This window comes from Serratia sp. CC22-02 (genome assembly GCF_900182895.1).
GTDB classification, from domain to species: domain Bacteria; phylum Pseudomonadota; class Gammaproteobacteria; order Enterobacterales; family Enterobacteriaceae; genus Serratia; species Serratia nevei.
Genome location: NZ_FXUD01000003.1, coordinates 491577 through 512813, shown reverse-complemented (window position 1 = coordinate 512813; position 21237 = coordinate 491577). Strand labels below are relative to the sequence as shown.

Sequence of the window (21237 nt, the reverse complement as noted above, 5' to 3'; positions counted from 1 at the left end):
CTGTTTGCCATCTATATTTTATTGGCTTGAAATTTAATTACTCAAGCCCATTCTTCACTGAGGAAAAAGCCATTATGACCACCTTATCAATGACGGATTATCCGGTTGAACTGACACCGGAAACAGAAAACCTTTCGTTCACCAACATCAACAACACCAATGTAATTATCTCTCCAACATCAGACTTAACCATTTCCAAAGCTCATATAAAGATAGGCAGCGGTTTTAATATGCTGAGCTGGGCCGGTAATTCGACCAACGGCGGACCAAACATTATCAGCGCCAATTTCCGCGCCAATGGCAGCGCTGAGTTCGGCACAAATAACACGACGATTCTATCCGCCAACTTCATCACCAAAGATATCCTGATCGCGACCGCCGCCAATGGCACGAAATCCGCAATCATCAACAGTAACATTGGCAACTTCGACCAATTCAGCTACATCGATCTCGCAGGCTATGTCGGCACCGGCAGCATACATCTTGACGGACAAACCGTAGCGACCGAGGGCGCCCACACCTTTGACGCCGGCATTATCTTCGGCAACGCCATCATCAACAACACCGCTTATGCTGATGTCAGCAACATCGCGCAATCTCCCTACTTCCCCAGCGCGCCACTCGCTTTTTCCCTTAGCGGATTTGCAGACAACGTCCATTTAATTAATGCTAACGCCTCTTACTCGGCCGGGCAATATATTCCCACAACCATTCGTATATTTGATGACGCAACGGCCGCCAGTAAGTTACATGTCGAGCTGGCGAAAGTTCAGGGAAAAAATGTCACGACAGATTTAAATATTGATATTGGTAAAGAGTTTAACCCTTATACCGATACGCCCCCCGCCTATAGCAACCAGAAAATCAACGGTGGCACCTTCGCCGTCACCAGCCATTACACGAACACCCCGGCAAAGGAAATATTAAATATCACCGCAAACTTTACCCATTCTGAATTAACGTTATCCGGTGGAAGCAATCACATCACGGATATCAGCCTCAACGGATTCGCCCTGGGCGGTGCGAATAATTATGTGCTGAAGCTCAATGTCAAAGCGGGCTTTACCGATTCGCTGGCCCGCATCGCCGTGGGCGAACTGAGCAACCCGAACGGCAATCTCGCGCCTATCAGCGTGGACATTCACAGCGAGATCGGCGGCACCGGCGGCGGCGACTTTTATAATACGCTGGGTAGCCTGCAAAATAGCGGGCAGTTCAGCGCCATCATCAACACGCTGGCCGGCAAGCAATTGGAGGTAGAAGGCGCTTCGCAAGACGACAGCTTCAGCGTCATCGGCAACACAACCATCACCGGACACGGTTCGGGTTTCCACGGCGACACGATCAACTTCGCGCACAGCTCCATTTCCAGCCAGGTCAAGATCACCGACTATCATGCGGCCAACGACCGGATCAATGCAGGCGACACCACACAACAATGGACGTTCTCAGCGGCCGGCGGCAAATCACTGGTTTCCTATGGCGACTACGGCAATACGAGCAATTTGAATGCCTTGTTCTCCACATTGGGTGGCGCTGCAGATGCGCAATCCCTGTTCAGCGCAGCGCTCAGTACAGCCACCGGTGGCGCCAGCGAACATGCGCTGGCAGAAGTCGGTGCCATAAAGTTGGGCAATGCGCTGTATATCATCATCGACAGTAATGGCAACCACGGCTTTGACAGCCAGGATATCGTCTTCTCGTTAGGTAACCGCGATCTGCAACAAACGGTGGCGGACATGCACTACAACTCGCCGTCTATCGAGCTGAGCGGCGTGACGCCACCGCAGTTGGAAGCGCTGGCATAAAACGCAAAAGCCCCAGCCTGATTGGCCGGGGCTTTTCGGGCTCCGTCAAAACCCGAACGGCTATTCTCCGTTACTCGCTGATATCCGCATCACTGTCATCCTGCTGCATGATCTCGCGAACTACGCTGGTGGCGAAGCTGCCTGCCGGCAGCCAGAAGCGCAGTTCCACGGTAACGTCATCCCACCAGTTCCACAGCATATTTTGCGGCTGCAGCAGCAGGGCCCGACGAGCGGGTTCGACACGCTCGCGCTTTAAAAGCGTAAGCAATTCCGGCTGCTCCGCCAAGCATTGTTGTTCAAATGCCAACGCATCGCCGGCAGTACCCGGCTCGCCGTCGCCCGGCAACGTCGCGGTGACAACCAGCTCGCCGGCATCCAAGCGCTGTTGCAGCGTCTCCAGTTCATCAGCTTTGGCGACAAACCAGCTGCCGCGGCCGCTCAGCTGCAGGGCGTCACCTTCCAGCACGGTGCGCTGCAGGCCGTCGGCCAGGCGCCTGCTCGCGACCTGATTAAACAGCGCGCTGCGGCTGGCGGACAGGTAGAAACTACGCTTGCTGCGCTCTTTGACGCGAATTTCGTCATTCGCCCAGCGGCGCGCCATCACCAGGTTGTTGCCGCCGCGGCCGAAACGCTGGCTGCCGAAGTAATTCGGCACGCCCTGCGCGGCGATGGCCTGCAGGCGGCGTTCCACGTCCTGCCGGTCGGAAATCTGGCGCAGCACCAACGTAAAGTGGTTGCCCTTCAGGTTGCCAATGCGCATTTTACGCAGATGGCGGGCGTACGAGAGCACCTCGCAGCCTTCCAGCGTAAACCGGGAGAAATCCGGCGTGTCCTTACCCGGCATATGCAGGCAGAACCACTGCTCGGTCACCGCGTGGCGATCCTTCAAGCCGGCATAGCTGACGGAACGGGCGTGAATACCGGCGAAGCGCGCCAGATAATCGGCCACGAACTGGGTATTGCAGCCGTTTTTACGGATGTTCACCAGTACGTGCTCGCCTTCACCGTCCGGCGCAAAGCCCAGGTCTTCCACCACCACGAAATCTTCCGGATTGGCTTTCAACACCCCGGTGCTCTGCGGCCGGCCATGCAGCCAGGTCAGATTCGCCATATTCATGCGGTTATTCCTTGATCAGCAAGGCGACCGCTTCGCAGGCGATGCCCTCGCCGCGCCCGGTGAAACCGAGCTGCTCGGTGGTGGTGGCCTTCACGTTGACGTCATCCATATGGCACTGCAGATCTTCCGCCAGGAAGACGCGCATCTGCGGGATGTGCGGCGCCATTTTCGGCGCCTGAGCGATGATGGTGATATCGAGGTTGCCGAGGCGGTACCCTTTGGCGCGGATGCGTTTCCAGGCTTCGCGCAGCAGTTCGCGGCTGTCGGCGCCTTTGAACGCCGGATCGGTATCGGGGAACAGCTTGCCGATATCGCCCAGCGCCGCCGCGCCCAGCAGGGCGTCGGTCGCGGCATGCAGCGCGACGTCGCCGTCGGAGTGGGCCAGCAAACCTTTGTCGTAAGGGATGCGAACGCCACCGATCACCAGCGGGCCTTCGCCGCCGAATTTATGTACGTCAAAACCGTGACCGATACGCATGATGCGCTCCTTAATTGTCCAACTGAGTCAAATAGAACGCCGCCAGCGCCAAATCCTCCGGCCGCGTTACTTTAATGTTGTCCGCCCGGCCGGCGATCAGCTGCGGATGATAACCGCAATGCTCCAGCGCCGAGGCTTCGTCGGTGACGTTCGCACCTTCATCCAGCGCGCGCTGCAGGCACTGCTTGAGCAGCGGCAGCGGAAACAGCTGCGGCGTCAGCGCGTGCCACAGATCCTGGCGTTCGACGGTGTGGGCGATGGTTTCGCGGCCGGGTTCGGCGCGTTTCATGGTGTCGCGCACCGGGGCGGCGAGAATGCCGCCGACCTTGCTGTGTGCGGTGATCGCCAGCAGGCGCTCGAGATCGTCGGCGTGCAGGCAGGGACGTGCAGCGTCGTGCACCAGTACCCAGTCCGCATCGCCCGCCAGCTTCAGCCCGGCCATCACCGAATCGGCGCGCTGCCTGCCGCCCTCGGTGACGATCACCCGCGGATCCTGGGCGATCGGCAACTGTTCGAACTGGCGATCTTCCGGACCGATCGCCACGATCACCCGCTCGATGCGTGGATGACGCAACAGGGCATGGATGGCGTGCTCGACGATGCTGTGCCGGCCGATGGTTAAATATTGCTTCGGGCATTCCGCCTGCATGCGGCTGCCGATACCGGCAGCGGGCAGGACGGCAATCACCGAGGGAAAGGTGCCTGCGGAGTGATTCATGCGTTATTTTTGTGCGTTATTTTGCGAGGAAGACGCCGCGTTGCGTCTGGATTGGTCAGGAACCAGACGATAGAAAGTCTCACCGGGCTTGATCATGCCCAGCTCATTACGCGCTCGCTCTTCGATCGCTTCCTGACCGCCGTTCAAATCATCGATTTCGGCAAACAGCTGATCGTTACGCGCTTTCAACTTGGCGTTGTTGCCCTGTTGGACCGCAACGTCTTCATTGACTCGCACGTAATCGTGAATACCATTTTTGCCCAGCCACAGTGAATACTGTAACCAACCGAGCAATGCCAGCAATAGCAGCGTAAGTTTTCCCATCTCCGCCCCCTGAAAAACCGACCAATCATCCCACAACTTTTCGTTGGACTCCACACTGAGAGCGGCATTTCAACGCCAAATTCAGAATACGGATGAAGGGTTCCCGAGTTTATCGCCCAATTCCGCGGCGAAAGCGGCAAAAAAAGCCCCTTACACCGGATGCGCACGACGCGTTTTCCAATGAGGCACACACTGCCCTTCACCCATTATGCAGCAAGAACCACTGCACCGCCGCTTTCTGCCCCATCGCTTACTCCGCCACAATGCAAAAAGTGAATATTTACCACCATAGAAAGAATAATCCTTATGCAGGGGTTGTACTTTCATTCATTGAAGCTTATTTTTATGCACTACTAGTGCATAAATAATTCCAATATATAACCTTTCATTATCGGGGATCGCGATGTTAAAACGTTTAGTTCTGATCGGCGCCTGCCTGGCCGCCACCTTCTCCACCGCCGCGTTGGCGGCTGAACCTACCTACGTCGTCGGTTCCGGCGGCACCTATCGGCCGTTCGAATTTGAAAACAGCCAAAAACAGCTGGAAGGTTTCGACATCGACATCATCAAAGCGGTGGCCAAGGCCGAAGGCTTCCAGATCAAACTGATCAATACGCCGTGGGAAGGGATCTTCGCCACGTTGAATTCCGGCGATCGCGACATCATCATTTCCGGCATCACCATCACCGACAAGCGCAAACAAATGGTTGATTTCTCGGCGCCTTACTTCCCGGCCGAGCAGGCTATCGTGGTGCCGCAGGACTCGACGGTAGACTCCATCGCCGCGCTGAAAGCGCTGAAGGTCGGCGTGGTGAACTCCAGCACCGGCGACATCGTGGTGTCCGACGTGCTGGGCAAAAACAGCACCGCCATCAAGCGCTTCGACAATACCCCGCTGATGCTGCAGGAGCTGTATGAAGACGGCATCGGCGCGGCGGTCGGCGACGTCGGCGTGGCCAAGTTCTATATCAAAACCCACCCTGAGAAAGCCTTCAAGCTGGTGCCCGACGCCAAGTTCGAGCGCCAGTATTTCGGCATCGCCGTCGCCAAAGGCAACGACGAACTGCGCAACAAGATCAACGCCGGCCTGAAGAAAATCGTCGCCGACGGCACCTACGCCAAGATTTACCAAACCTGGTTCGACAGCAACGTACCGACGCTGCCGGCGGAATAATGCCCTGTCGCCGGCGCCCACCAGGCCGTCGGCGCACCACCGTTTCAGCCTACCAAGAAGGAATACCTTTTGAACTTCCGCTGGGAGATCATCCAGGAATACGCGCCGCTGTTTATGGAAGGTGCCTGGATGACCATCAAATGCACCATCATCTGCGTGCTGCTGGGCACCACCTGGGGATTGATCCTCGGTCTGGGCCGTTTGGCGCAGGCGCCGCACGGCATCTGGAAACCCATCCTGCATTACGGCGTTCAGTGGCCGGTGCGCATTTACATCAGCGCCTTTCGCGGCACGCCGCTGTTCGTGCAGATCATGGTGGTACACTTCGCGCTGGTGCCGCTGTTCATCAACCCGCGCGACGGCCTGCTGGTCACCAGCGGCCTGATGAGCGTCGATTTTGCCCGCGCGCTGCGCGCCGACTACGGTGCCTTTCTCTCCTGCGTAGTGGCGATCACGCTCAACGCCGGCGCCTATGTGTCGGAGATCTTCCGCGCCGGGATCCAGTCGATTGACCGCGGCCAGATGGAGGCCTCGCGCTCGCTGGGCATGAGCTACGGCAAGACCATGCGCCAGGTGATCCTGCCGCAGGCCTTCCGCCGCATGCTGCCGCCGCTGGGCAACAACGCCATCGCCATCGTCAAGGATTCGTCGCTGGCCTCCGCCATCGGCCTGGCGGATCTGGCCTATGCCGCCCGCACCGTCTCCGGCGCCTACGCCACCTATTGGGAGCCCTACCTGACCATTTCGCTGGTCTATTGGGTCATCACCTTCCTGCTCTCGCTGCTGGTGCAACACATGGAAAAGAGGTTCGGTAAAAGTGATTCGCGTACATAACCTGCAAAAACAGTTCGGCGAGAGCCACGTGCTGCGCGGCATTTCCTGCCGGATCGCCGCCAACGAAGTGGTGTGCGTCATCGGCCCTTCCGGCTCCGGGAAGAGCACCTTCCTGCGCTGCATCAACGCGCTGGAAACGCTCTCCGGCGGCGAGATCGAGGTCAACGGCTTCGCCGTCCACGATCAAAAAACCGACCTGAACAAGATGCGTGAAAGCGTGGGTATGGTGTTCCAGCGCTTCAACCTGTTCCCGCACATGACGGTGTTGGAAAACATCATCATGGCACCGGTGAGCGTGAAGAAACGGCCGCGCGCCGAAGCCATCGCGCAAGCCGAGCAGCTGCTGCACAAGGTCGGGCTGCTCGACAAGATAGACGCCTACCCCAACAGCCTCTCCGGCGGCCAGCAGCAGCGGGTAGCGATCGCCCGCGCGCTGGCGATGGAGCCGAAGATCATGCTGTTTGACGAACCCACCTCCGCGCTCGATCCGGAGCTGGTGGGCGAAGTGTTGGCGGTGATGAAATCGCTGGCACACGAGGGCATGACCATGGTGGTGGTCACGCATGAGATGGGCTTTGCCCGCGAGGTGGCCGATCGAGTGCTGTTTATCGATCAGGGGATCATTCAGGAGGAAGGCGCGCCGCAGCAGATCTTCAGCCATCCGGCTAATCCGCGCACACAGGCGTTTCTGAGCAAAGTTTTGTAACCTTCGGCACCGCTTTGCAATCCTTCGGGCGCCGGCATCGGCGCCCGCTCTCTCACCACCCGGTCAAGAAGCTAAACACCAGCCAGAACAGGCACAGCACGATGGCGCCGGTCAGCAGCAGCGTCAGGATCAGACGGCCGCGCAACAGCATGCTGAGGGTGATGCCGATCAGCACCGACAGCGGCATCAGCGCCAGGAAGAACGGCCAGGTATAGAGCAGGAAAAACAGCGTGTTGGAACCGTAAACCAGGAACGGCAACGCGAACGCCAGCCAGTAGAAAACAAAGCCGCTGACGCCGCCCAGGAAAGAATAAGAAGGCTCCTCTCTCTCCTGTTTTGACTGCTTGGAGTCGATCAAGATAGGCGTGACATTTTGCATAGTGATCCCTGGTTATTCGGCTCGCTCTGCGGCGGCTTAGAGTAAAAAGCGCATGGCGAAAAACGCCACACGCTTTTTTTGAATTCAGGGTTTGATAATAGCCTGACCACGCAACACGTCTAACAATTGCGCAATCAAATTTGTTACCAATTGTTGGCCATCAAGGTGGATTTCCGGCTGCTGCGGCGCCTCGTAAACCGCGTCGATACCGGTGAAATTGCGCAGTTCGCCGGCGCGCGCTTTTCTATACAATCCCTTCGGATCGCGCGCCTCGCAGATCGCCAACGGCGTGTCGACGAACACTTCGATAAAGCGATCGGCGCCGAGCATTTCGCGCACCATCTGCCGCTCGGCGCGGTGCGGCGAAATGAACGCGGTCAGCACCACCAGCCCGGCATCCACCATCAGTTTGGCCACTTCCCCCACCCGGCGGATGTTCTCGCGCCGATCCTCGTCAGAGAAGCCGAGATCGCGGCACAGGCCGTGGCGCACGTTATCGCCGTCCAGCAGATAGGTGCTGACGCCGAGCCCGTGCAGCGCCTGCTCCAGCGCGCCGGCGACGGTGGATTTGCCCGAGCCGGACAGCCCGGTAAACCACAGCACCACGCCGCGATGGCCGTTGCGCGCTTCGCGATCCGCGCGCGTCACGGCGTGCGGATGCCAAACCACGTTCTCATCGTCCGGCCCGGTCGCCCTCAGTTCAGCGGCCACCTTATCGACCACCGAGCAGATCACGTGCGCCCCAGTGCGGGAAGTGCTTACGCACCAGCGCATTCAGCTCCAGCTCGAAGGCGCTGAACTCGCCGTGCGCCGCCGGGGTGGCCTGCAGCGTTTCGCGCACCAGACCGGCGCCTACCGTGACGTTGCTCATGCGATCGATGAAGATCAGCCCGCCGGTGTCGTGATTGCTCTGATAGCTGTCCAGCACCAGCGGCTCGTCGAAGGTCAGCTCCACCAGACCGATGCCGTTAAGCGGCAACGTGTCTGCCGGGTGCTGCGCCAGCGTATTGATCTCCACCTGATGGCGGATACTCTCCACGCGGGCGCGGGTCTTTTTACCGGCGATCTTGATGTCGTAGCTCTGGCCCGGCACCAGCGGCTGCTCGGCCATCCATACCACGTCCACCAGCGCGCTCTGCGCCGCCTGCAGGCTTTCGCCGGCGTCGACCAGCAGATCGCCGCGGCTGATGTCCACCTCATCCTTCAGCACCAGCGTAATCGCCTCGCCCGGCACCGCCTCTTGCAGATCGCCGTCGAAGGTCACGATGCGCGCCACGCTGGACTCCACGCCGGAAGGCAGCACTTTGACCCGTTGCCCCACCCGCACCACGCCGGCGGACAGCGTGCCGGCATAGCCGCGAAAATCGAGGTTTGGGCGGTTGACGTACTGCACCGGGAAGCGCAGCGGCTGGTTTTCTCGCTCGCTGACCACGTCAACGCTCTCCAGCACTTCCAGCAGCGTCGGGCCGCTGTACCACGGCATATGGGCGCTTTCGCTCGCCACGTTGTCGCCGTCCAGCGCCGACAGCGGCACGAATTTGATGTCCAGATCGCCTGGCAGCTGCTGGGCAAAGGTCAGGTAATCCTGTTTGAACTGCTCGAACACCGTTTCCTGGTAGTCCACCAGATCCATTTTGTTCACCGCCACCACCAGATGGCGAATGCCCAGCAGGGTTGCGATAAAACTGTGGCGACGAGTCTGGTCCAGTACCCCTTTGCGCGCGTCGATCAACAGGATCGCCAGATCGCAGGTGGAGGCGCCGGTGGCCATGTTGCGGGTGTACTGCTCATGCCCTGGGGTATCGGCGATGATAAATTTGCGTTTTTCGGTCGAGAAATAGCGATAGGCCACGTCGATGGTGATGCCCTGCTCGCGCTCGGCCTGCAGGCCGTCCACCAACAGCGCCAGATCGAGCTTCTCGCCCTGGGTGCCGATGCGTTTGCTGTCGCTGTGCAGCGTCGACAGCTGATCCTCGTAGATCTGGCGGGTATCGTGCAGCAGGCGACCTATCAGGGTGCTTTTGCCGTCGTCGACGCTGCCGCAGGTCAGAAAGCGCAGCAGGCTCTTGTGTTGCTGCGCGTGCAGGTAGGATTCGACGCCGCCCTGGTCAGCGATTTGTTGTGCAATTGCGTTGTTCATCCGGCGGCTCCTTAGAAATACCCTTGACGCTTTTTCAGCTCCATCGAGCCGGACTGATCGCGGTCGATCATCCGCCCCTGGCGTTCACTGGTGGTGGAGACCAGCATCTCTTCGATGATCTCCGGCAGGGTTTGCGCCTGCGAATCCACTGCGCCGGTCAGCGGCCAACACCCCAGGGTGCGGAAACGCACCATGCGCTGGCTGATCACTTCGCCCGGCTGCAGATCGATGCGATCGTCGTCCACCATCATCAGCATGCCGTCGCGTTCCACCACCGGGCGCGGTTTCGCCAGGTACAGCGGCACGATGTCGATCTTTTCCAGGAAGATGTACTGCCAGATGTCCAGCTCGGTCCAGTTCGACAGCGGGAAGACGCGGATGCTCTCCCCTTTGTTGATCTGGCCGTTGTAGTTGTGCCACAGCTCCGGCCGCTGGTTTTTCGGATCCCAGCGGTGGAAGCGATCGCGGAACGAATAGATGCGCTCTTTGGCGCGCGATTTCTCCTCGTCGCGCCGCGCACCGCCGAAGGCGGCGTCGAAACCGTACTTGTTCAACGCCTGCTTCAGGCCCTCGGTCTTCATGATGTCGGTATGCTTGGCGCTGCCGTGCACGAACGGGTTGATGCCCATCGCCACCCCTTCCGGATTTTTATGCACCAGCAGCTCGAAGCCGTACTCTTTCGCGGTGCGATCGCGGAACTCGTACATTTCGCGGAACTTCCAGCCGGTATCGACGTGCAGCAGCGGGAACGGCAGCGTGCCGGGGAAGAACGCCTTGCGCGCCAAATGCAGCATCACGGAAGAGTCTTTGCCGATGGAATACAGCATCACCGGGTTGGCGAATTCAGCGGCGACTTCACGGATGATATGGATACTCTCCGCCTCCAATTGCCGCAAATGAGTGAGTCGTTTTTCGTCCATAACAGGTCCTTAAAAGCCTTGCCTATGCCAAATTCACGACGGCCGGGCGCGCGGCCCCTTCCGTCTGCGATTGATGCCCGAACCAGGCGATTTGATGGTGCAGTTCCACCACTTCGCCAATCACCAGCAGCGCCGGCAGCGGCGCCCGTTGGGCCAGATGTTCCAGTTGATACAGCGCGCCGATCTGCACCTGCTGATCGGCGCGCGTGCCGCGGCTGATCACCGCCACCGGCGTATCGGCAGCGCGGCCGTGGGCGATCAGGCGTTGGCTGATGTCCGCCGCCTTCATGGTGCCCATGTAGATAGCCAGCGTCTGCCGCGCCCGGGCCAGATCGGCCCAGTCCAGGCCATCGCCGTCGGGGCGGCAGTGGCCGGTGATAAAGGTCACGCTCTGCGCGTGGTCGCGGTGCGTCAGCGGAATGCCGGCGTAGGCGGTCGCCCCCGCAGCGGCCGTGACGCCCGGCACCACTTGGAACGGAATGCCGGCGGCGGCGGCTACCTGCAGCTCTTCGCCGCCCCGGCCAAAGATGAACGGGTCGCCGCCCTTGAGGCGCACCACGCGTTTGCCCTGCTGCGCCAGCGCCACCAACAGCCGGTTGGTCTCTTCCTGGATCACCGAGTGCGCGCCGGCGCGCTTGCCCACGCAGATGCGCTCGGCGTCGCGGCGCACCAGATCGAGGATCTCACCGCTGACCAGGTGGTCATACAGCACCACGTCCGCCTGCTGCATCACCTGCAGCCCGCGCAGGGTCAACAGCCCCACGTCGCCCGGCCCGGCGCCCACCAAGGCTATCTCACCCTGTGCGCCTTCATCGCCTGCGGCGAAGCTTTGCAAATCCTGCTCAAGCTGCCGCTCCGCCTGCGCCGTCTGGCCGTTGGCCACCAGCGTGGCGAAACGGCCGCCGAAGGTTTTCTCCCAGAAACGGCGACGCTCGCCGATCGAGGCCAGCCGCTGTTTGACCTGGCCGCGCCAGCGGCCCGCCACCTGCGCCATCTGCCCCAAACTGGCGGGCAGCAGCGCCTCCAGCTTTTCGCGCAGCAACCGCGCCAGCACCGGCGCCTGGCCGCTGGACGATACGGCCACCACCAGCGGCGAGCGATCGATGATCGACGGGAAGATGAACGAGCAGCGCGGCTGGTCGTCCACCACGTTGGCTAACACCCGGCGTTTATCCGCTTCGGCAAACACCGCGGCGTTCAGCGCGTTGTCGTCCGTGGCGGCGATCGCCAGAAACACGTCGTCCAGCTGCGGCGGGTCAAAGGTTTTCCCCAGCCAGAGCAGTTGCCCTCGCTGACGTTGTTGTTCCAGTTCCGGTGAGAGCGACTGCGCAACTATCCGTATTTCAGCCCCGGCGCGCTGAAGCAGATCGACTTTGCGCGCAGCCACGTCACCGCCGCCAACGACCAGCACCGGACGTTGTTTCAGATCGGCGAATATTGGTAGATAGTCCACAACAGCCTTTTCATATAACAGAAAGATAGTGTGACTATACGGGCTGAGATTTAGCCTCTGAAATGACGAAAAGGAATGATTAGTTCCTTTATGGAATATAGGCCGCAACGCCAGAGGCAAACGGTGATAACTGCGGCGGCGGTTTGCGCATTCGCGCGAAAATTAAGAGACGGGGAAATTGTGTAATGCCGCCCGGCGTCTCATACTGGGTGCCGCAGAAAAATGATCGGCAGCGCCGATAGCAAAGAAGGATTTTTCGGTATGTTTTCCCGTTTTTACCTGAAGACCAGCCTGCTGGCCCTCGCACTCGGCGGCGTCTTCAGCGTTTGTGCCGCACAGCCCGCAAAAGACGCGCCAATGGGCCGTTTCGCCGCCGAACAGACCCGCCACATCGCCACTTACTTCCCCGGCCGCATGGCGGGCAGCCCGGCCGAATTGCTCACCGCCGACTACCTGAAGCAGCAGTTCGCCAAGATGGGTTACCAAAGCGACATTCGCAGCGTCAACACGCGCTACCTCTACACCAGCAAAGACGGCAAGAAGAACTGGAACAACGTCACCGCCAGCTCGGTGATCGCCGCCCGCAACGGCGACAGCCCGAAACAGATAGTGATCGTCGCCCACTTCGACACCTACACGCCGCAGAGCGACGAAGATCTGGATAACAACCTCGGCGGCCTGACGCTGCAGGGCGTCGACGACAACGCCTCCGGCATCGGCGTGATGCTGGAACTGGCGGAGCGCCTGAAAAGCATCCCCACTGCCTACGGCCTGCGCTTCGTCGCCACCAGCGCCGAAGAGCTTGGCTCGCTGGGCGCACAGAACTACCTGCAGCGCATGAGCGCGGAAGAGAAAAGCAACACCGTGCTGGTGATCAACCTCGACAGCCTGATCACCGGCGATCGCCTGTACTTCAACGCCGGGCGCAACACGCCCCCGCAGATGGCGAAACGCTCCCGCGATCGCGCGCTGGATATCGCCCATCGCTACGGCATCGCCGCCGCCAGCAATCCGGGCAGCGCACAGCATCCGAAGGGCACCGGCTGCTGCTCCGATCAAGAGGTATTCGACGCCGCAGGCATCCCGGTGCTGTCGGTGGAGGCCACCAACTGGTCGCTGGGCGACAAGGACGGCTACCAGCAGCGCGCCGTCAGCCCGCACTTCCCGCAGGGCATCACCTGGCACCGCCCGCAGTATGACAACCTGCAGTACCTGGATCGCTACCTGCCGGGGCGGATCGACAAACGCAGCCGCGACAGCGTGCAGATCCTGCTGCCGCTGATCAAAGAGCTGGCGCAGGCGCACCCGCCGAAAGCACAGAAGAAAAAGTAGCCCGCAAAAAAACAGGGCCCAGCATTGCTGAGCCCTGTCGTGTGATTCGCCTCGTTTAGCCTTCGTGCAGGCCGCACTCGCGCTTCAGTCCGAAGAAACGCGTCTCTTCCTCGCTCATGCCCGGCTCCCACTTCTGGGTGGTGTGGGTATCGCCTACCGACAGGTAGCCCTGCTCCCACAGCGGGTGATAGCTCAGCCCGTGCTCGGTCAGATACTGGTAAATCTTGCGGTTGTCCCAGTCGATGATCGGCAAGATCTTGAACACCCCGCGCTGCACCGCCAGCACCGGCAGATTGGCGCGGCTGCCGGACTGCCCGCGCCGCAGGCCGGCGAACCAGCTCTGTGCCCCCAGCGTCTCCAGCGCGCGGTTCATCGGCTCAACCTTGTTGATCTGGTTGTACTTTTCAATCCCTTCCACGCCCTGTTCCCACAGCTTGCCGTAGCGCGCCTCTTGCCAGGCGGGAGACTGTTCGGCGCGGAACACCTGCAGATTCAGCTTCAGCTGGTCGGTCAGTTGATCGATAAAGCGGTAGGTTTCCGGGAACAGGTAACCGGTGTCGGTCAGGATCACCGGGATATCCGGCCGGATGCGCGTCACCAGGTGCAGACACACCGCCGCCTGAATGCCGAAACTGGACGAGAGTACGAACTCGCCGGGCAGATGCTCCAGCGCCCATTCAACGCGCTGTTCGGCGCTGAGGGTCTCCAGTTGGCCGTTGACCACCGCCAATGCCAGCGCCTGCCCGGATTTGGGCAACGCATTCAGCGCCGCCAGATCGAATTCAGCCATGTTGTCTCTCCTGCTACTTGAAATTACCTGTGCGGCCCCCCTGCCCAGGGGCCGCCCGGCCTCACTCCCAGAAATCCCGCGCCGGGTCCAGCACTGGTTTGACGATGCCCGCGCGAACGGTGAAGTCGCCGAAGCCTTCGCCGGCGTTGCGCTCCTTCGCCCAGCGCCCCACCAACAGATCGATCTCGCTCAGGATCTCGTCTTCGTTGATGTTCTCGCGGTACATGCGCGGAATGCGCGTGCCTTCGCGGTTGCCGCCCAAATGCAGGTTATAGCGGCCGACCGCCTTGCCCACCAGCCCCAGCTCCGCAAGCAGCGCGCGGCCACAGCCGTTCGGGCAGCCGGTGATGCGCAGCACGATATGCTCGTCGCCCACCCCGTGCCGATGCATGATCCCTTCCACCTTGGTGACGAACTGCGGCAGGAAGCGCTCGGCCTCCGCCATCGCCAACGGGCAGGTCGGGAACGATACGCAGGCCATCGAGTTCTTGCGTTGCTCGCTGATCTCGTCGTCGATCAGGCCATGATCGCGCGCCAGGGCTTCGATCTTTGCCTTCTCGCTTTCCGGCACGCCGGCGATGATCACGTTTTGGTTCGCCGTCAGACGGAAGTCGCCTTTATGGATCTTGGCGATCTCCGCCATGCCGGTCTTCAGCGGGCGCCCCGGATAGTCCAGCAGGCGGCCGTTCTCGATAAACAGCGTCAGGTGCCACTGATCGTCGATGCCCTTCACCCAACCGATGCGATCGCCGCGGCCGGTGAATTCATACGGCCGGATCGGCGCGAAGGTGATGCCGGCGCGTTTTTCCACTTCGGCGCGGAAAACGTCCACCCCGACACGCTCCAGCGTGTATTTGGTTTTGGCGTTCTTGCGATCGGTGCGGTTGCCCCAGTCGCGCTGCGTGGTCACCACGGCCTCCGCGACCGCCAGCGTATGTTCGAGCGGAATGTAGCCGAACTCGCTGGCCTGGCGCGCGTAGGTTTTCTTGTTGCCGTGCTCGATGGACAACCCGCCGCCCACCAGCAGGTTGAAGCCTACCAGCTTGCCGTTTTCGGCGATCGCCACGAAGTTCATGTCGTTGGCGTGCAGATCGACGTCGTTCTGCGGCGGGATCACCACCGTGGTTTTGAACTTACGCGGCAGGTAGGTCGGCCCCAGAATCGGCTCTTCGTCGGTAGTGGCCACCTTCTCCTGATCCAGCCACACCTCGGCGTAGGCGCGGGTGCGCGGCAGCAGGTGTTCGGAGATCTTCTTCGCCCACTCGTAGGCTTCCTGATGCAGCTCGGACTCCACCGGGTTGGAGGTGCACAGCACGTTGCGGTTCACGTCGTTGGCGGTCGCCAGCGCGTCCAGCCCCAGGCGGTTCAGCAGCTGGTGCACCGGTTTGACGTTGCCTTTCAGAATGCCGTGAAACTGGAACGTCTGGCGGTTGGTGATGCGAATGCTGCCGTACAGCGTGCTCTCCTGCGCGAACTTGTCGATGCCCAGCCACTGCTGCGGGCTGATGATGCCGCCCGGCAGGCGGCAGCGCAGCATCATGGCGTGGCGCGGCTCCAGCTTCTGCTCAGCGCGTTCGGCGCGAATATCGCGGTCATCCTGCTGATACATGCCGTGAAAACGGATCAGCAGGAAGTTGTCGCCGTTGAAGCCGCCGGTCAGGCCGTCGTTCAAATCTTCGGCGATGGTGCCGCGCAGGAAGTGGCTCTCCTTCTTCATGCGCTCCGCATCGGCCAGTTTGCCTTCGACTACCAAAGGCCCGGGGTGTTTATCACTCATCAGTAAACATCTCGCTGATAACGGCGCTCAAGGCGCAGCTCACTTAAAAATTCATCCGCCTGCTCGGTATCCATGCCACCGTGCTCGGCCACCAGTTCCAGTAATGTGTTTTCCACGTCTTTCGCCATGCGATTGGCATCGCCGCAGACGTAAATGTGCGCGCCTTCCTGAATCCAGCGCCACACTTCCGCGCCCTGTTCGCGCAGTTTGTCTTGTACGTATATTTTATGTTGTTGGTCGCGGGACCAGGCCAGATCGATGCGGGTCAGCAGGCCGTCTTTCACGTAGCGCTGCCATTCGACCTGATACAGGAAATCTTCGGTAAAGTGCGGGTTGCCGAAGAACAGCCAGTTCTTGCCGCCGGCGCCGTCGGCGTCGCGCTGCTGCATAAAGGCGCGGAACGGCGCGATGCCGGTGCCCGGGCCGATCATGATCACCGGCGCTTCCGGATTGGCCGGCAAGCGGAAATTGTCGTTGTGTTCGATAAACACCCGCACGTCGCCGTCCTCCTCCAGGCGATCCGCCAGGAAGCCGGAGGCGCCGCCGCTGCGGGCGCGCCCGTCGATGTCGTAACGCACCACGCCCACGGTGATGTGCACTTCGCTTTCGTTCTCCGCCTGCGAAGAGGCGATGGAGTACAGGCGCGGCGTCAGCGGGCGCAGCAGACCGACCAGCTGTTCGGCGCTCAGGTCCGCCGGCGCCTGACGCACCATGTCAACGATCGGCGTGTTGTGCGCATAGTGCTGCAGCGCGGCTTTATCCGCCAACAGGCCGATCAACGTTTCGTCGCGCGACAGCGCGGCGTATTTATCGACGATCGGCGTGGTGTTCTGCGTCAGCTCGAAATGGCTGCGCAGCGCCTGCGCCAGCGGCAGGGTTTGCCCTTCCACCTCGACCGGCTCGTCGCCTTTCAGCCACAACAGCTGCACCAGTTCGTCCACCAGCGCCGGATCGTTGTCGAACCATACGCCGAGCGCATCGCCCGGCTGATAGCGCAGGCCGGAGTCGCCCAGATCGATCTCGATATGGCGCACGTCTTTATCCGACGCGCGGCCGGTAATTTTCTGATTGACCGCCAGTTGGGCGGTGAGCGGCTGTTCCTTGCTGTACGGGCTGCTGTCGATCAGATCGACCGCGCCGCTGGCCAACACGCCCGGCGCGGCACTTTCCGCCGGCGCGCGCGCCTTCAGCACCGATACCACCTGTTTGCGCCAGGCGGCGGCCAGTTCCTGGTACTCCACGTCGGCGTCCACGCGCTCCACCAGGCGCTCAGCGCCCAGCTCGGCCAGCTTGCCGTCGAAATCTTTACCTGACTGGCAGAAATTCTCATAAGAGGTGTCGCCCAGCCCGAACACCGCAAAAGCGGTATCATTCAGCTTCGGCGCCTTCTTCGAGAACAGGAATTTATGCAGCGCCACCGCTTCTTCCGCTGGTTCGCCCTCCCCCTGCGTCGAGGCGACGATCACCAGCAGGCGCTCTTGGGCTATCTGCTTGAACTTGTAGTCGCCGGCGCTGATCAGCGTGGCGCTCAGATTGGCGGCCAGCAGATCGTCGCGCAGCTGCTCCGCCAGGCGGCGCGCATTGCCTGTCTGCGAAGCGGAAATGATGGTGATGCCGGCGGCAGCCGCAGGGGCGACAGGCGCAATGGCCACGGCTCCGGGCTGTTGATTGACCATGCCCCAAAAATAGCCGGACAGCCACGCCAGCTGCGTCGGCGAATAGTCGCCGATCGTCGCCTGCAGGCGCGCCAGCTGTTCGGGCGTCAGCGGGAGCAAAGATGTTGGAGGAGCCTGAGTCGTCATTGCTGTACTTATTTCCTATACTTAGCGCCTTTCCTGCCAGGCGCGCGCCAGTGTCAGTCGCTGTCTCTTCGCTGCGTCGGGTGTGCGGAAAAGATCAGGAGAGTTTGTAAGGTTACCGAGCAGAATAGCAACGATTAAATAAGGGATAGCAATAAATCATAACCAAAATGACTAAGCTGTTTTTCTGGTAAGGGATAACGCTTAAACCGTTAAACAAAGTTTTTTATCCAGATGAAATTAAAGCGCTTTTTTTCATCGTTTTTTCACCGTTCAACATTTCGGCTCATTACCCCAGCCGATAGGTGCCGCAAACACCAAACAAAAAAAGTGTTAACCGGGCGCGGTTATCGCGGCGCTAGACCATAACGGTATAAATGGCAAGCAGACGCGCTTTCCGGTACTATGCGGCGGTTTTTGAGTCAATGAGGCCGTAATAATGGCAACCACGCTGTTTAAAGATTTTCAGTTTGAAGCCGCACACCGTTTGCCGCACGTGCCGGAGGGCCATAAATGCGGCCGCCTGCATGGGCATTCGTTTATGGTGCGTCTGGAAGTGACCGGTGAAGTGGACCCCCACACCGGTTGGGTGATGGATTTCGCCGAGCTCAAGGCTGTGTTTTCCCCGATCTGGGAGCGGTTGGATCACCATTATCTGAACGATATTCCAGGATTGGAAAATCCCACCAGCGAAGTGCTCGCCGCCTGGATTTGGCAGCAGCTCAAGCCCCAGTTGCCGGAACTGACTGCGGTGATGGTGAAAGAGACCTGTACTGCGGGATGCGTATATAAAGGTTAAAAGAAAGGGCGCCGCAAAGGCGCCCTGATTTTAGGCGATGTTCAGATACTTGTGGGTCTGCATCGACAGCCGCCAGTTGCGCGCGATGCAGGTTTCGATGCACAGGCGGGTCGCCTCTTCTTTCTGGCTGATCGGCTGCAGCGCAATAATCCGTGCCTTGTCGTCCTGCAGCGTCGCCAGCAGCGCGTCCAGCGCCTCGATGTCGCGCTCGCGCGCCACCGGATGCTTCACCTCGTCGGCGCGCCGCAGCGCCTGATCCAACACCTTCATGCCGCCGCGCATATTCACCTTCGGCGAAACCGTCACCCAGGTCTTGGCGGAACAGCGAATGTCGTGGGTGCCGCTGGTCTCAATCTGGCAGCCGTAGCCATGCTGTTCGAACAGCTCGGTCAGCGGCGTCAGATCGTAGATGCAGGGTTCGCCGCCGGTGATCACCACATGGCGCGCGGTGTAACCTTGTTGGCGCATCACCGCCAGCAGCTGCTCGGCGCCGGCATTGCCCCAGGCGTCGCTTTCCTCTGTTTTGACCAGGATCCGTTGCAGGTCGACTTCCCGATTGGCTTCCTTTTCCCAGGTATGTTTGGTATCGCACCAACTGCACCCTACCGGGCAGCCCTGCAGGCGGATAAAAATGGCCGGCACGCCGGTGAAAAAGCCTTCGCCCTGCAAGGTTTGGAACATCTCATTGATCGGGTACTGCATCGGTTTCTCAATCTGGAAAAGTAAAAAGCGATTATCGCAGATTCCGGCCCGCCGACCAAACGGCCAACATTGTATTAAATTTTATTCTCCGCGCCGCCGCCAGCATATCCCACCACCAATGGCGCTCATTTAATTTGTGAGTCGTGCTTTGGCCTTTCATCCGCGGTGCAACCTGCTCCACAGAAAACAACACGCAGTTAACAAATAAGATAATTATATTTGACATAAAGCGCCGACGCGCAGATGTATATACAAGCAAACACAAGCCGAGCGCCAGTTTCGGCCACGTTCCATCCATCACGACTACATCTGCGTTTAGAGGGTGCCATGACTCATTCCACCAGCGAGTTGAACATTCAGCAGGCCATCGACGACAGCAAGTTTTCGCTGTTTCACTGGACCCTGATCATTCTCGGATTCCTGATCCTCGCCATCGACGGTTTCGATACCGCCGCCATGGGCTATATCGCCCCCTCGGTCGCCAAAGACTGGGGCATCGTCAAACAGGATCTGGGGCCGGTGCTGAGCGCCGCGCTGCTGGGGCTGTCGCTCGGCGCGCTGATCGCCGGGCCAATCTCCGACCGCATCGGCCGCAAGCGCGTGCTGGTGTTTTCCTGCCTGTTCTTCGGCCTGTCGAGCCTGGCCACCGCCTACGCCGGCTCGCTCAATAGCCTGACGCTGTGGCGTTTCCTCACCGGCCTCGGGCTGGGAGCGGCGATGCCCAACGCCATCACGCTGATCTCCGAATACGCGCCGCAGCGCTGCCGTTCGCTGGCGATCAATACCATGTACTGCGGCTTTCCGCTGGGCGCGGCCGGCGGCGGTGCCATTTCATCGTGGCTGATCCCGAGCTACGGCTGGCACAGTGTGCTGTTGCTCGGCGCCATTGCGCCGCTGGCGTTGACGGTCTTGCTGATCCTGCTGCTGCCGGAATCGGTCAAATATATGGTCAACCGCGGGCAGGATGCGGCGAAGATCAAGCGCATCGCGCAACGCTTCGTCAGCCAGAGCCTTGATGGTGTAACGCGTTTTTACCTGTACGAAGAGAAGCTGACGCAGGCCAAGACCAGCGTCGGCCTGCTGTTCAGCCGCCCTTACCTGCTCGGCACGCTGATGCTGTGGGTGACCTACTTCATGGGGCTGGTGATCTACTACGTGTTGCTGAGCTGGATGCCAATCCTGATGCAGGGGCTGGGCTATCAGCTGGAACAGTCGGCGATGCTCACCTCACTGTTCACCTTCGGCGGCACGCTCGGCATTCTGGTAGCCGGCTGGCTGATGGATCGCTGGAATGCGCACAAGGTGGTCTCGAGCGGCTTTGTCGTCACCGCCCTGCTGATCGTGGCGATGGCGACCGAAGACAAGCAGATCGTATTGCTGGGCGCCTTCATCTTCCTGATGGGCGTCACCATGAACGGTGCGCAGTCCGGGCTGCAAACGCTGGCGGCCACCTTCTACCCCACCCACAGCCGCGCCACCGGCATCGCCTGGATGCAGGGCATCGGCCGCTTCGGCGGCGTCGCCGGCACCATGATGGGCGCCCAACTGCTGGCGATGCAATGGGAAGTGCAGAGCATCCTGATGTTCCTGTGCGTACCGGCGCTGATCGCCGCCATCGCCACGGTGTGCAAGATGAGCCGCAAGCCGATGCTGCAACCGGCCGCCTGAGCCTGGCAAGCCCGCCCACGGCGGGCTTTCTTCCCGCGGTGATAGGGCTTGTTTATCCTCCGCCGCCAACTGTAATCAGTCTGTAAAAATATTGTGACTAGCCGCCCAAAAATGAGTCATTTTTAATTCATTTTTGCCGAACAGCTCACTTTTCTCCGGCTTTTCGTACCTGAAGCCGGCGATGAAAAATCGCATATCAACCTGATATAAAAAGAAAATAACTTTTTCTTATGCCACTTTTCAGCGGCAACTGGTCAGTGTTGCATATGCTTGTACATACAAGTATATGTTAATAAGCCCTACGCATTGTTATGCCGTG

General features: G+C 60.1%; 20 protein-coding genes. 7 read left to right on the top strand and 13 right to left on the bottom strand.

Annotation, left to right across the window (positions count from 1 at the left end):
- Positions 1 to 74 precede the first annotated feature (74 nt).
- Complete coding sequence (locus tag QOL81_RS14320; RefSeq protein WP_148045838.1) at positions 75 to 1808, top strand: hypothetical protein; 1734 nt, start codon at positions 75 to 77, stop codon at positions 1806 to 1808.
- Between the two features lie 70 nt (positions 1809 to 1878).
- Here the strand turns inward: QOL81_RS14320 and truD are convergent, their stop codons facing one another.
- The 4 genes from truD to ftsB are packed head-to-tail and all read right to left on the bottom strand — an operon-like array spanning position 1879 to position 4445.
- Positions 1879 to 2925, bottom strand: a complete 1047-nt coding sequence (gene truD / locus QOL81_RS14315) for a tRNA pseudouridine(13) synthase TruD (protein ID WP_060422533.1) — start codon at positions 2923 to 2925, stop codon at positions 1879 to 1881.
- A gap of 4 nt (positions 2926 to 2929) precedes the next feature.
- The gene (ispF, locus tag QOL81_RS14310) at positions 2930 to 3403 is read right to left on the bottom strand and encodes a 2-C-methyl-D-erythritol 2,4-cyclodiphosphate synthase (protein ID WP_004932594.1); all 474 of its coding nucleotides are present in this window, start codon (positions 3401 to 3403) and stop codon (positions 2930 to 2932) included.
- Between the two features lie 10 nt (positions 3404 to 3413).
- A complete protein-coding gene (gene ispD / locus QOL81_RS14305) occupies positions 3414 to 4121 on the bottom strand; it encodes a 2-C-methyl-D-erythritol 4-phosphate cytidylyltransferase (protein ID WP_060422529.1) in 708 nt (235 codons plus the stop codon).
- 3 nt (positions 4122 to 4124) lie between these two features.
- Positions 4125 to 4445, bottom strand: coding sequence for a cell division protein FtsB (gene ftsB / locus QOL81_RS14300; protein WP_016929043.1), 321 nt, complete (start codon positions 4443 to 4445; stop codon positions 4125 to 4127).
- Between the two features lie 403 nt (positions 4446 to 4848).
- Between ftsB and QOL81_RS14295 the strand changes: the two genes are divergently transcribed.
- The 3 genes from QOL81_RS14295 (at position 4849) to QOL81_RS14285 (ending at position 7159) form a co-directional block, all read left to right on the top strand.
- Positions 4849 to 5619, top strand: coding sequence for a basic amino acid ABC transporter substrate-binding protein (locus QOL81_RS14295; RefSeq protein WP_039568898.1), 771 nt, complete (start codon positions 4849 to 4851; stop codon positions 5617 to 5619).
- A 114-nt stretch (positions 5620 to 5733) separates the two neighbouring features.
- A complete protein-coding gene (locus QOL81_RS14290; protein ID WP_042706788.1) occupies positions 5734 to 6453 on the top strand; it encodes an amino acid ABC transporter permease in 720 nt (239 codons plus the stop codon).
- Positions 6437 to 7159 carry an amino acid ABC transporter ATP-binding protein gene (locus QOL81_RS14285; RefSeq protein WP_038871895.1) on the top strand — a complete coding sequence of 241 codons (723 nt, stop codon included), beginning with the start codon at positions 6437 to 6439 and terminating at the stop codon, positions 7157 to 7159. The genes QOL81_RS14290 and QOL81_RS14285 overlap by 17 nt, the downstream gene beginning before the upstream one ends.
- 52 nt (positions 7160 to 7211) lie before the next feature.
- Here QOL81_RS14285 and QOL81_RS14280 read toward each other — a convergent pair whose 3' ends face one another.
- From QOL81_RS14280 to cysG, 5 genes are all read right to left on the bottom strand, one after another.
- Positions 7212 to 7538 (bottom strand): DUF3561 family protein, encoded by a 327-nt coding sequence (locus tag QOL81_RS14280; RefSeq protein ID WP_004932611.1) that lies wholly within the window; start codon positions 7536 to 7538, stop codon positions 7212 to 7214.
- Positions 7539 to 7622: 84 nt separating this feature from the next.
- Positions 7623 to 8312, bottom strand: coding sequence for an adenylyl-sulfate kinase (cysC, locus tag QOL81_RS14275; RefSeq protein ID WP_080432955.1), 690 nt, complete (start codon positions 8310 to 8312; stop codon positions 7623 to 7625).
- The gene (gene cysN, locus QOL81_RS14270; protein ID WP_055316082.1) at positions 8251 to 9678 is read right to left on the bottom strand and encodes a sulfate adenylyltransferase subunit CysN; all 1428 of its coding nucleotides are present in this window, start codon (positions 9676 to 9678) and stop codon (positions 8251 to 8253) included. Before cysN ends, cysC begins: the two co-directional genes overlap by 62 nt.
- A gap of 11 nt (positions 9679 to 9689) precedes the next feature.
- Positions 9690 to 10598, bottom strand: coding sequence for a sulfate adenylyltransferase subunit CysD (gene cysD / locus QOL81_RS14265; RefSeq protein WP_004932620.1), 909 nt, complete (start codon positions 10596 to 10598; stop codon positions 9690 to 9692).
- A 22-nt stretch (positions 10599 to 10620) separates the two neighbouring features.
- Positions 10621 to 12051, bottom strand: a complete 1431-nt coding sequence (gene cysG, locus QOL81_RS14260; RefSeq protein WP_070914987.1) for a siroheme synthase CysG — start codon at positions 12049 to 12051, stop codon at positions 10621 to 10623.
- A gap of 261 nt (positions 12052 to 12312) precedes the next feature.
- On the opposite strand from cysG, the gene QOL81_RS14255 reads away from it, so the two are divergent.
- Complete coding sequence (locus tag QOL81_RS14255; protein WP_060422571.1) at positions 12313 to 13383, top strand: aminopeptidase; 1071 nt, start codon at positions 12313 to 12315, stop codon at positions 13381 to 13383.
- Between the two features lie 55 nt (positions 13384 to 13438).
- Here the strand turns inward: QOL81_RS14255 and QOL81_RS14250 are convergent, their stop codons facing one another.
- The 3 genes from QOL81_RS14250 to cysJ all read right to left on the bottom strand — a co-directional run bounded on the left by QOL81_RS14250 (position 13439) and on the right by cysJ (position 17752).
- Positions 13439 to 14173: a phosphoadenylyl-sulfate reductase gene (locus QOL81_RS14250; RefSeq protein WP_283439893.1), complete on the bottom strand. Its 735-nt coding sequence runs from the start codon at positions 14171 to 14173 to the stop codon at positions 13439 to 13441.
- A 61-nt stretch (positions 14174 to 14234) separates the two neighbouring features.
- Positions 14235 to 15950 carry an assimilatory sulfite reductase (NADPH) hemoprotein subunit gene (cysI, locus tag QOL81_RS14245; RefSeq protein WP_038871907.1) on the bottom strand — a complete coding sequence of 572 codons (1716 nt, stop codon included), beginning with the start codon at positions 15948 to 15950 and terminating at the stop codon, positions 14235 to 14237.
- The gene (cysJ, locus tag QOL81_RS14240; protein WP_060422522.1) at positions 15950 to 17752 is read right to left on the bottom strand and encodes an NADPH-dependent assimilatory sulfite reductase flavoprotein subunit; all 1803 of its coding nucleotides are present in this window, start codon (positions 17750 to 17752) and stop codon (positions 15950 to 15952) included. The genes cysI and cysJ overlap by 1 nt, the downstream gene beginning before the upstream one ends.
- A gap of 436 nt (positions 17753 to 18188) precedes the next feature.
- Here cysJ and queD point away from each other — a divergent pair, with 436 nt between their 5' ends.
- Positions 18189 to 18548 (top strand): 6-carboxytetrahydropterin synthase QueD, encoded by a 360-nt coding sequence (gene queD, locus QOL81_RS14235; protein ID WP_004932638.1) that lies wholly within the window; start codon positions 18189 to 18191, stop codon positions 18546 to 18548.
- Positions 18549 to 18578: 30 nt separating this feature from the next.
- Here the strand turns inward: queD and queE are convergent, their stop codons facing one another.
- Positions 18579 to 19250, bottom strand: a complete 672-nt coding sequence (gene queE / locus QOL81_RS14230; protein ID WP_047728915.1) for a 7-carboxy-7-deazaguanine synthase QueE — start codon at positions 19248 to 19250, stop codon at positions 18579 to 18581.
- Between the two features lie 327 nt (positions 19251 to 19577).
- Between queE and QOL81_RS14225 the strand changes: the two genes are divergently transcribed.
- A complete protein-coding gene (locus QOL81_RS14225; RefSeq protein ID WP_015376678.1) occupies positions 19578 to 20918 on the top strand; it encodes an MFS transporter in 1341 nt (446 codons plus the stop codon).
- The last annotated feature ends 319 nt before the right edge of the window (positions 20919 to 21237 follow it).

Bases quoted from the DNA above. Each gene is read 5' to 3' on its own strand.
- ftsB (WP_016929043.1), bottom strand. From the start codon at position 4,445: ATGGGAAAACTTACGCTGCTATTGCTGGCATTGCTCGGTTGGTTACAG.
- queE (WP_047728915.1), bottom strand. From the start codon at position 19,250: ATGCAGTACCCGATCAATGAGATGTTCCAAACCTTGCAGGGCGAAGGC.
- ispD (WP_060422529.1), bottom strand. From the start codon at position 4,121: ATGAATCACTCCGCAGGCACCTTTCCCTCGGTGATTGCCGTCCTGCCC.
- cysN (WP_055316082.1), bottom strand. From the start codon at position 9,678: ATGAACAACGCAATTGCACAACAAATCGCTGACCAGGGCGGCGTCGAA.
- QOL81_RS14320 (WP_148045838.1), top strand. From the start codon at position 75: ATGACCACCTTATCAATGACGGATTATCCGGTTGAACTGACACCGGAA.
- QOL81_RS14255 (WP_060422571.1), top strand. From the start codon at position 12,313: ATGTTTTCCCGTTTTTACCTGAAGACCAGCCTGCTGGCCCTCGCACTC.
- ispF (WP_004932594.1), bottom strand. From the start codon at position 3,403: ATGCGTATCGGTCACGGTTTTGACGTACATAAATTCGGCGGCGAAGGC.
- QOL81_RS14280 (WP_004932611.1), bottom strand. From the start codon at position 7,538: ATGCAAAATGTCACGCCTATCTTGATCGACTCCAAGCAGTCAAAACAG.
- cysI (WP_038871907.1), bottom strand. From the start codon at position 15,950: ATGAGTGATAAACACCCCGGGCCTTTGGTAGTCGAAGGCAAACTGGCC.
- QOL81_RS14290 (WP_042706788.1), top strand. From the start codon at position 5,734: ATGGAAGGTGCCTGGATGACCATCAAATGCACCATCATCTGCGTGCTG.
- cysD (WP_004932620.1), bottom strand. From the start codon at position 10,598: ATGGACGAAAAACGACTCACTCATTTGCGGCAATTGGAGGCGGAGAGT.
- cysC (WP_080432955.1), bottom strand. From the start codon at position 8,312: ATGCGCTGGTGCGTAAGCACTTCCCGCACTGGGGCGCACGTGATCTGC.
- truD (WP_060422533.1), bottom strand. From the start codon at position 2,925: ATGAATATGGCGAATCTGACCTGGCTGCATGGCCGGCCGCAGAGCACC.
- QOL81_RS14295 (WP_039568898.1), top strand. From the start codon at position 4,849: ATGTTAAAACGTTTAGTTCTGATCGGCGCCTGCCTGGCCGCCACCTTC.
- QOL81_RS14250 (WP_283439893.1), bottom strand. From the start codon at position 14,173: ATGGCTGAATTCGATCTGGCGGCGCTGAATGCGTTGCCCAAATCCGGG.
- queD (WP_004932638.1), top strand. From the start codon at position 18,189: ATGGCAACCACGCTGTTTAAAGATTTTCAGTTTGAAGCCGCACACCGT.
- QOL81_RS14225 (WP_015376678.1), top strand. From the start codon at position 19,578: ATGACTCATTCCACCAGCGAGTTGAACATTCAGCAGGCCATCGACGAC.
- cysJ (WP_060422522.1), bottom strand. From the start codon at position 17,752: ATGACGACTCAGGCTCCTCCAACATCTTTGCTCCCGCTGACGCCCGAA.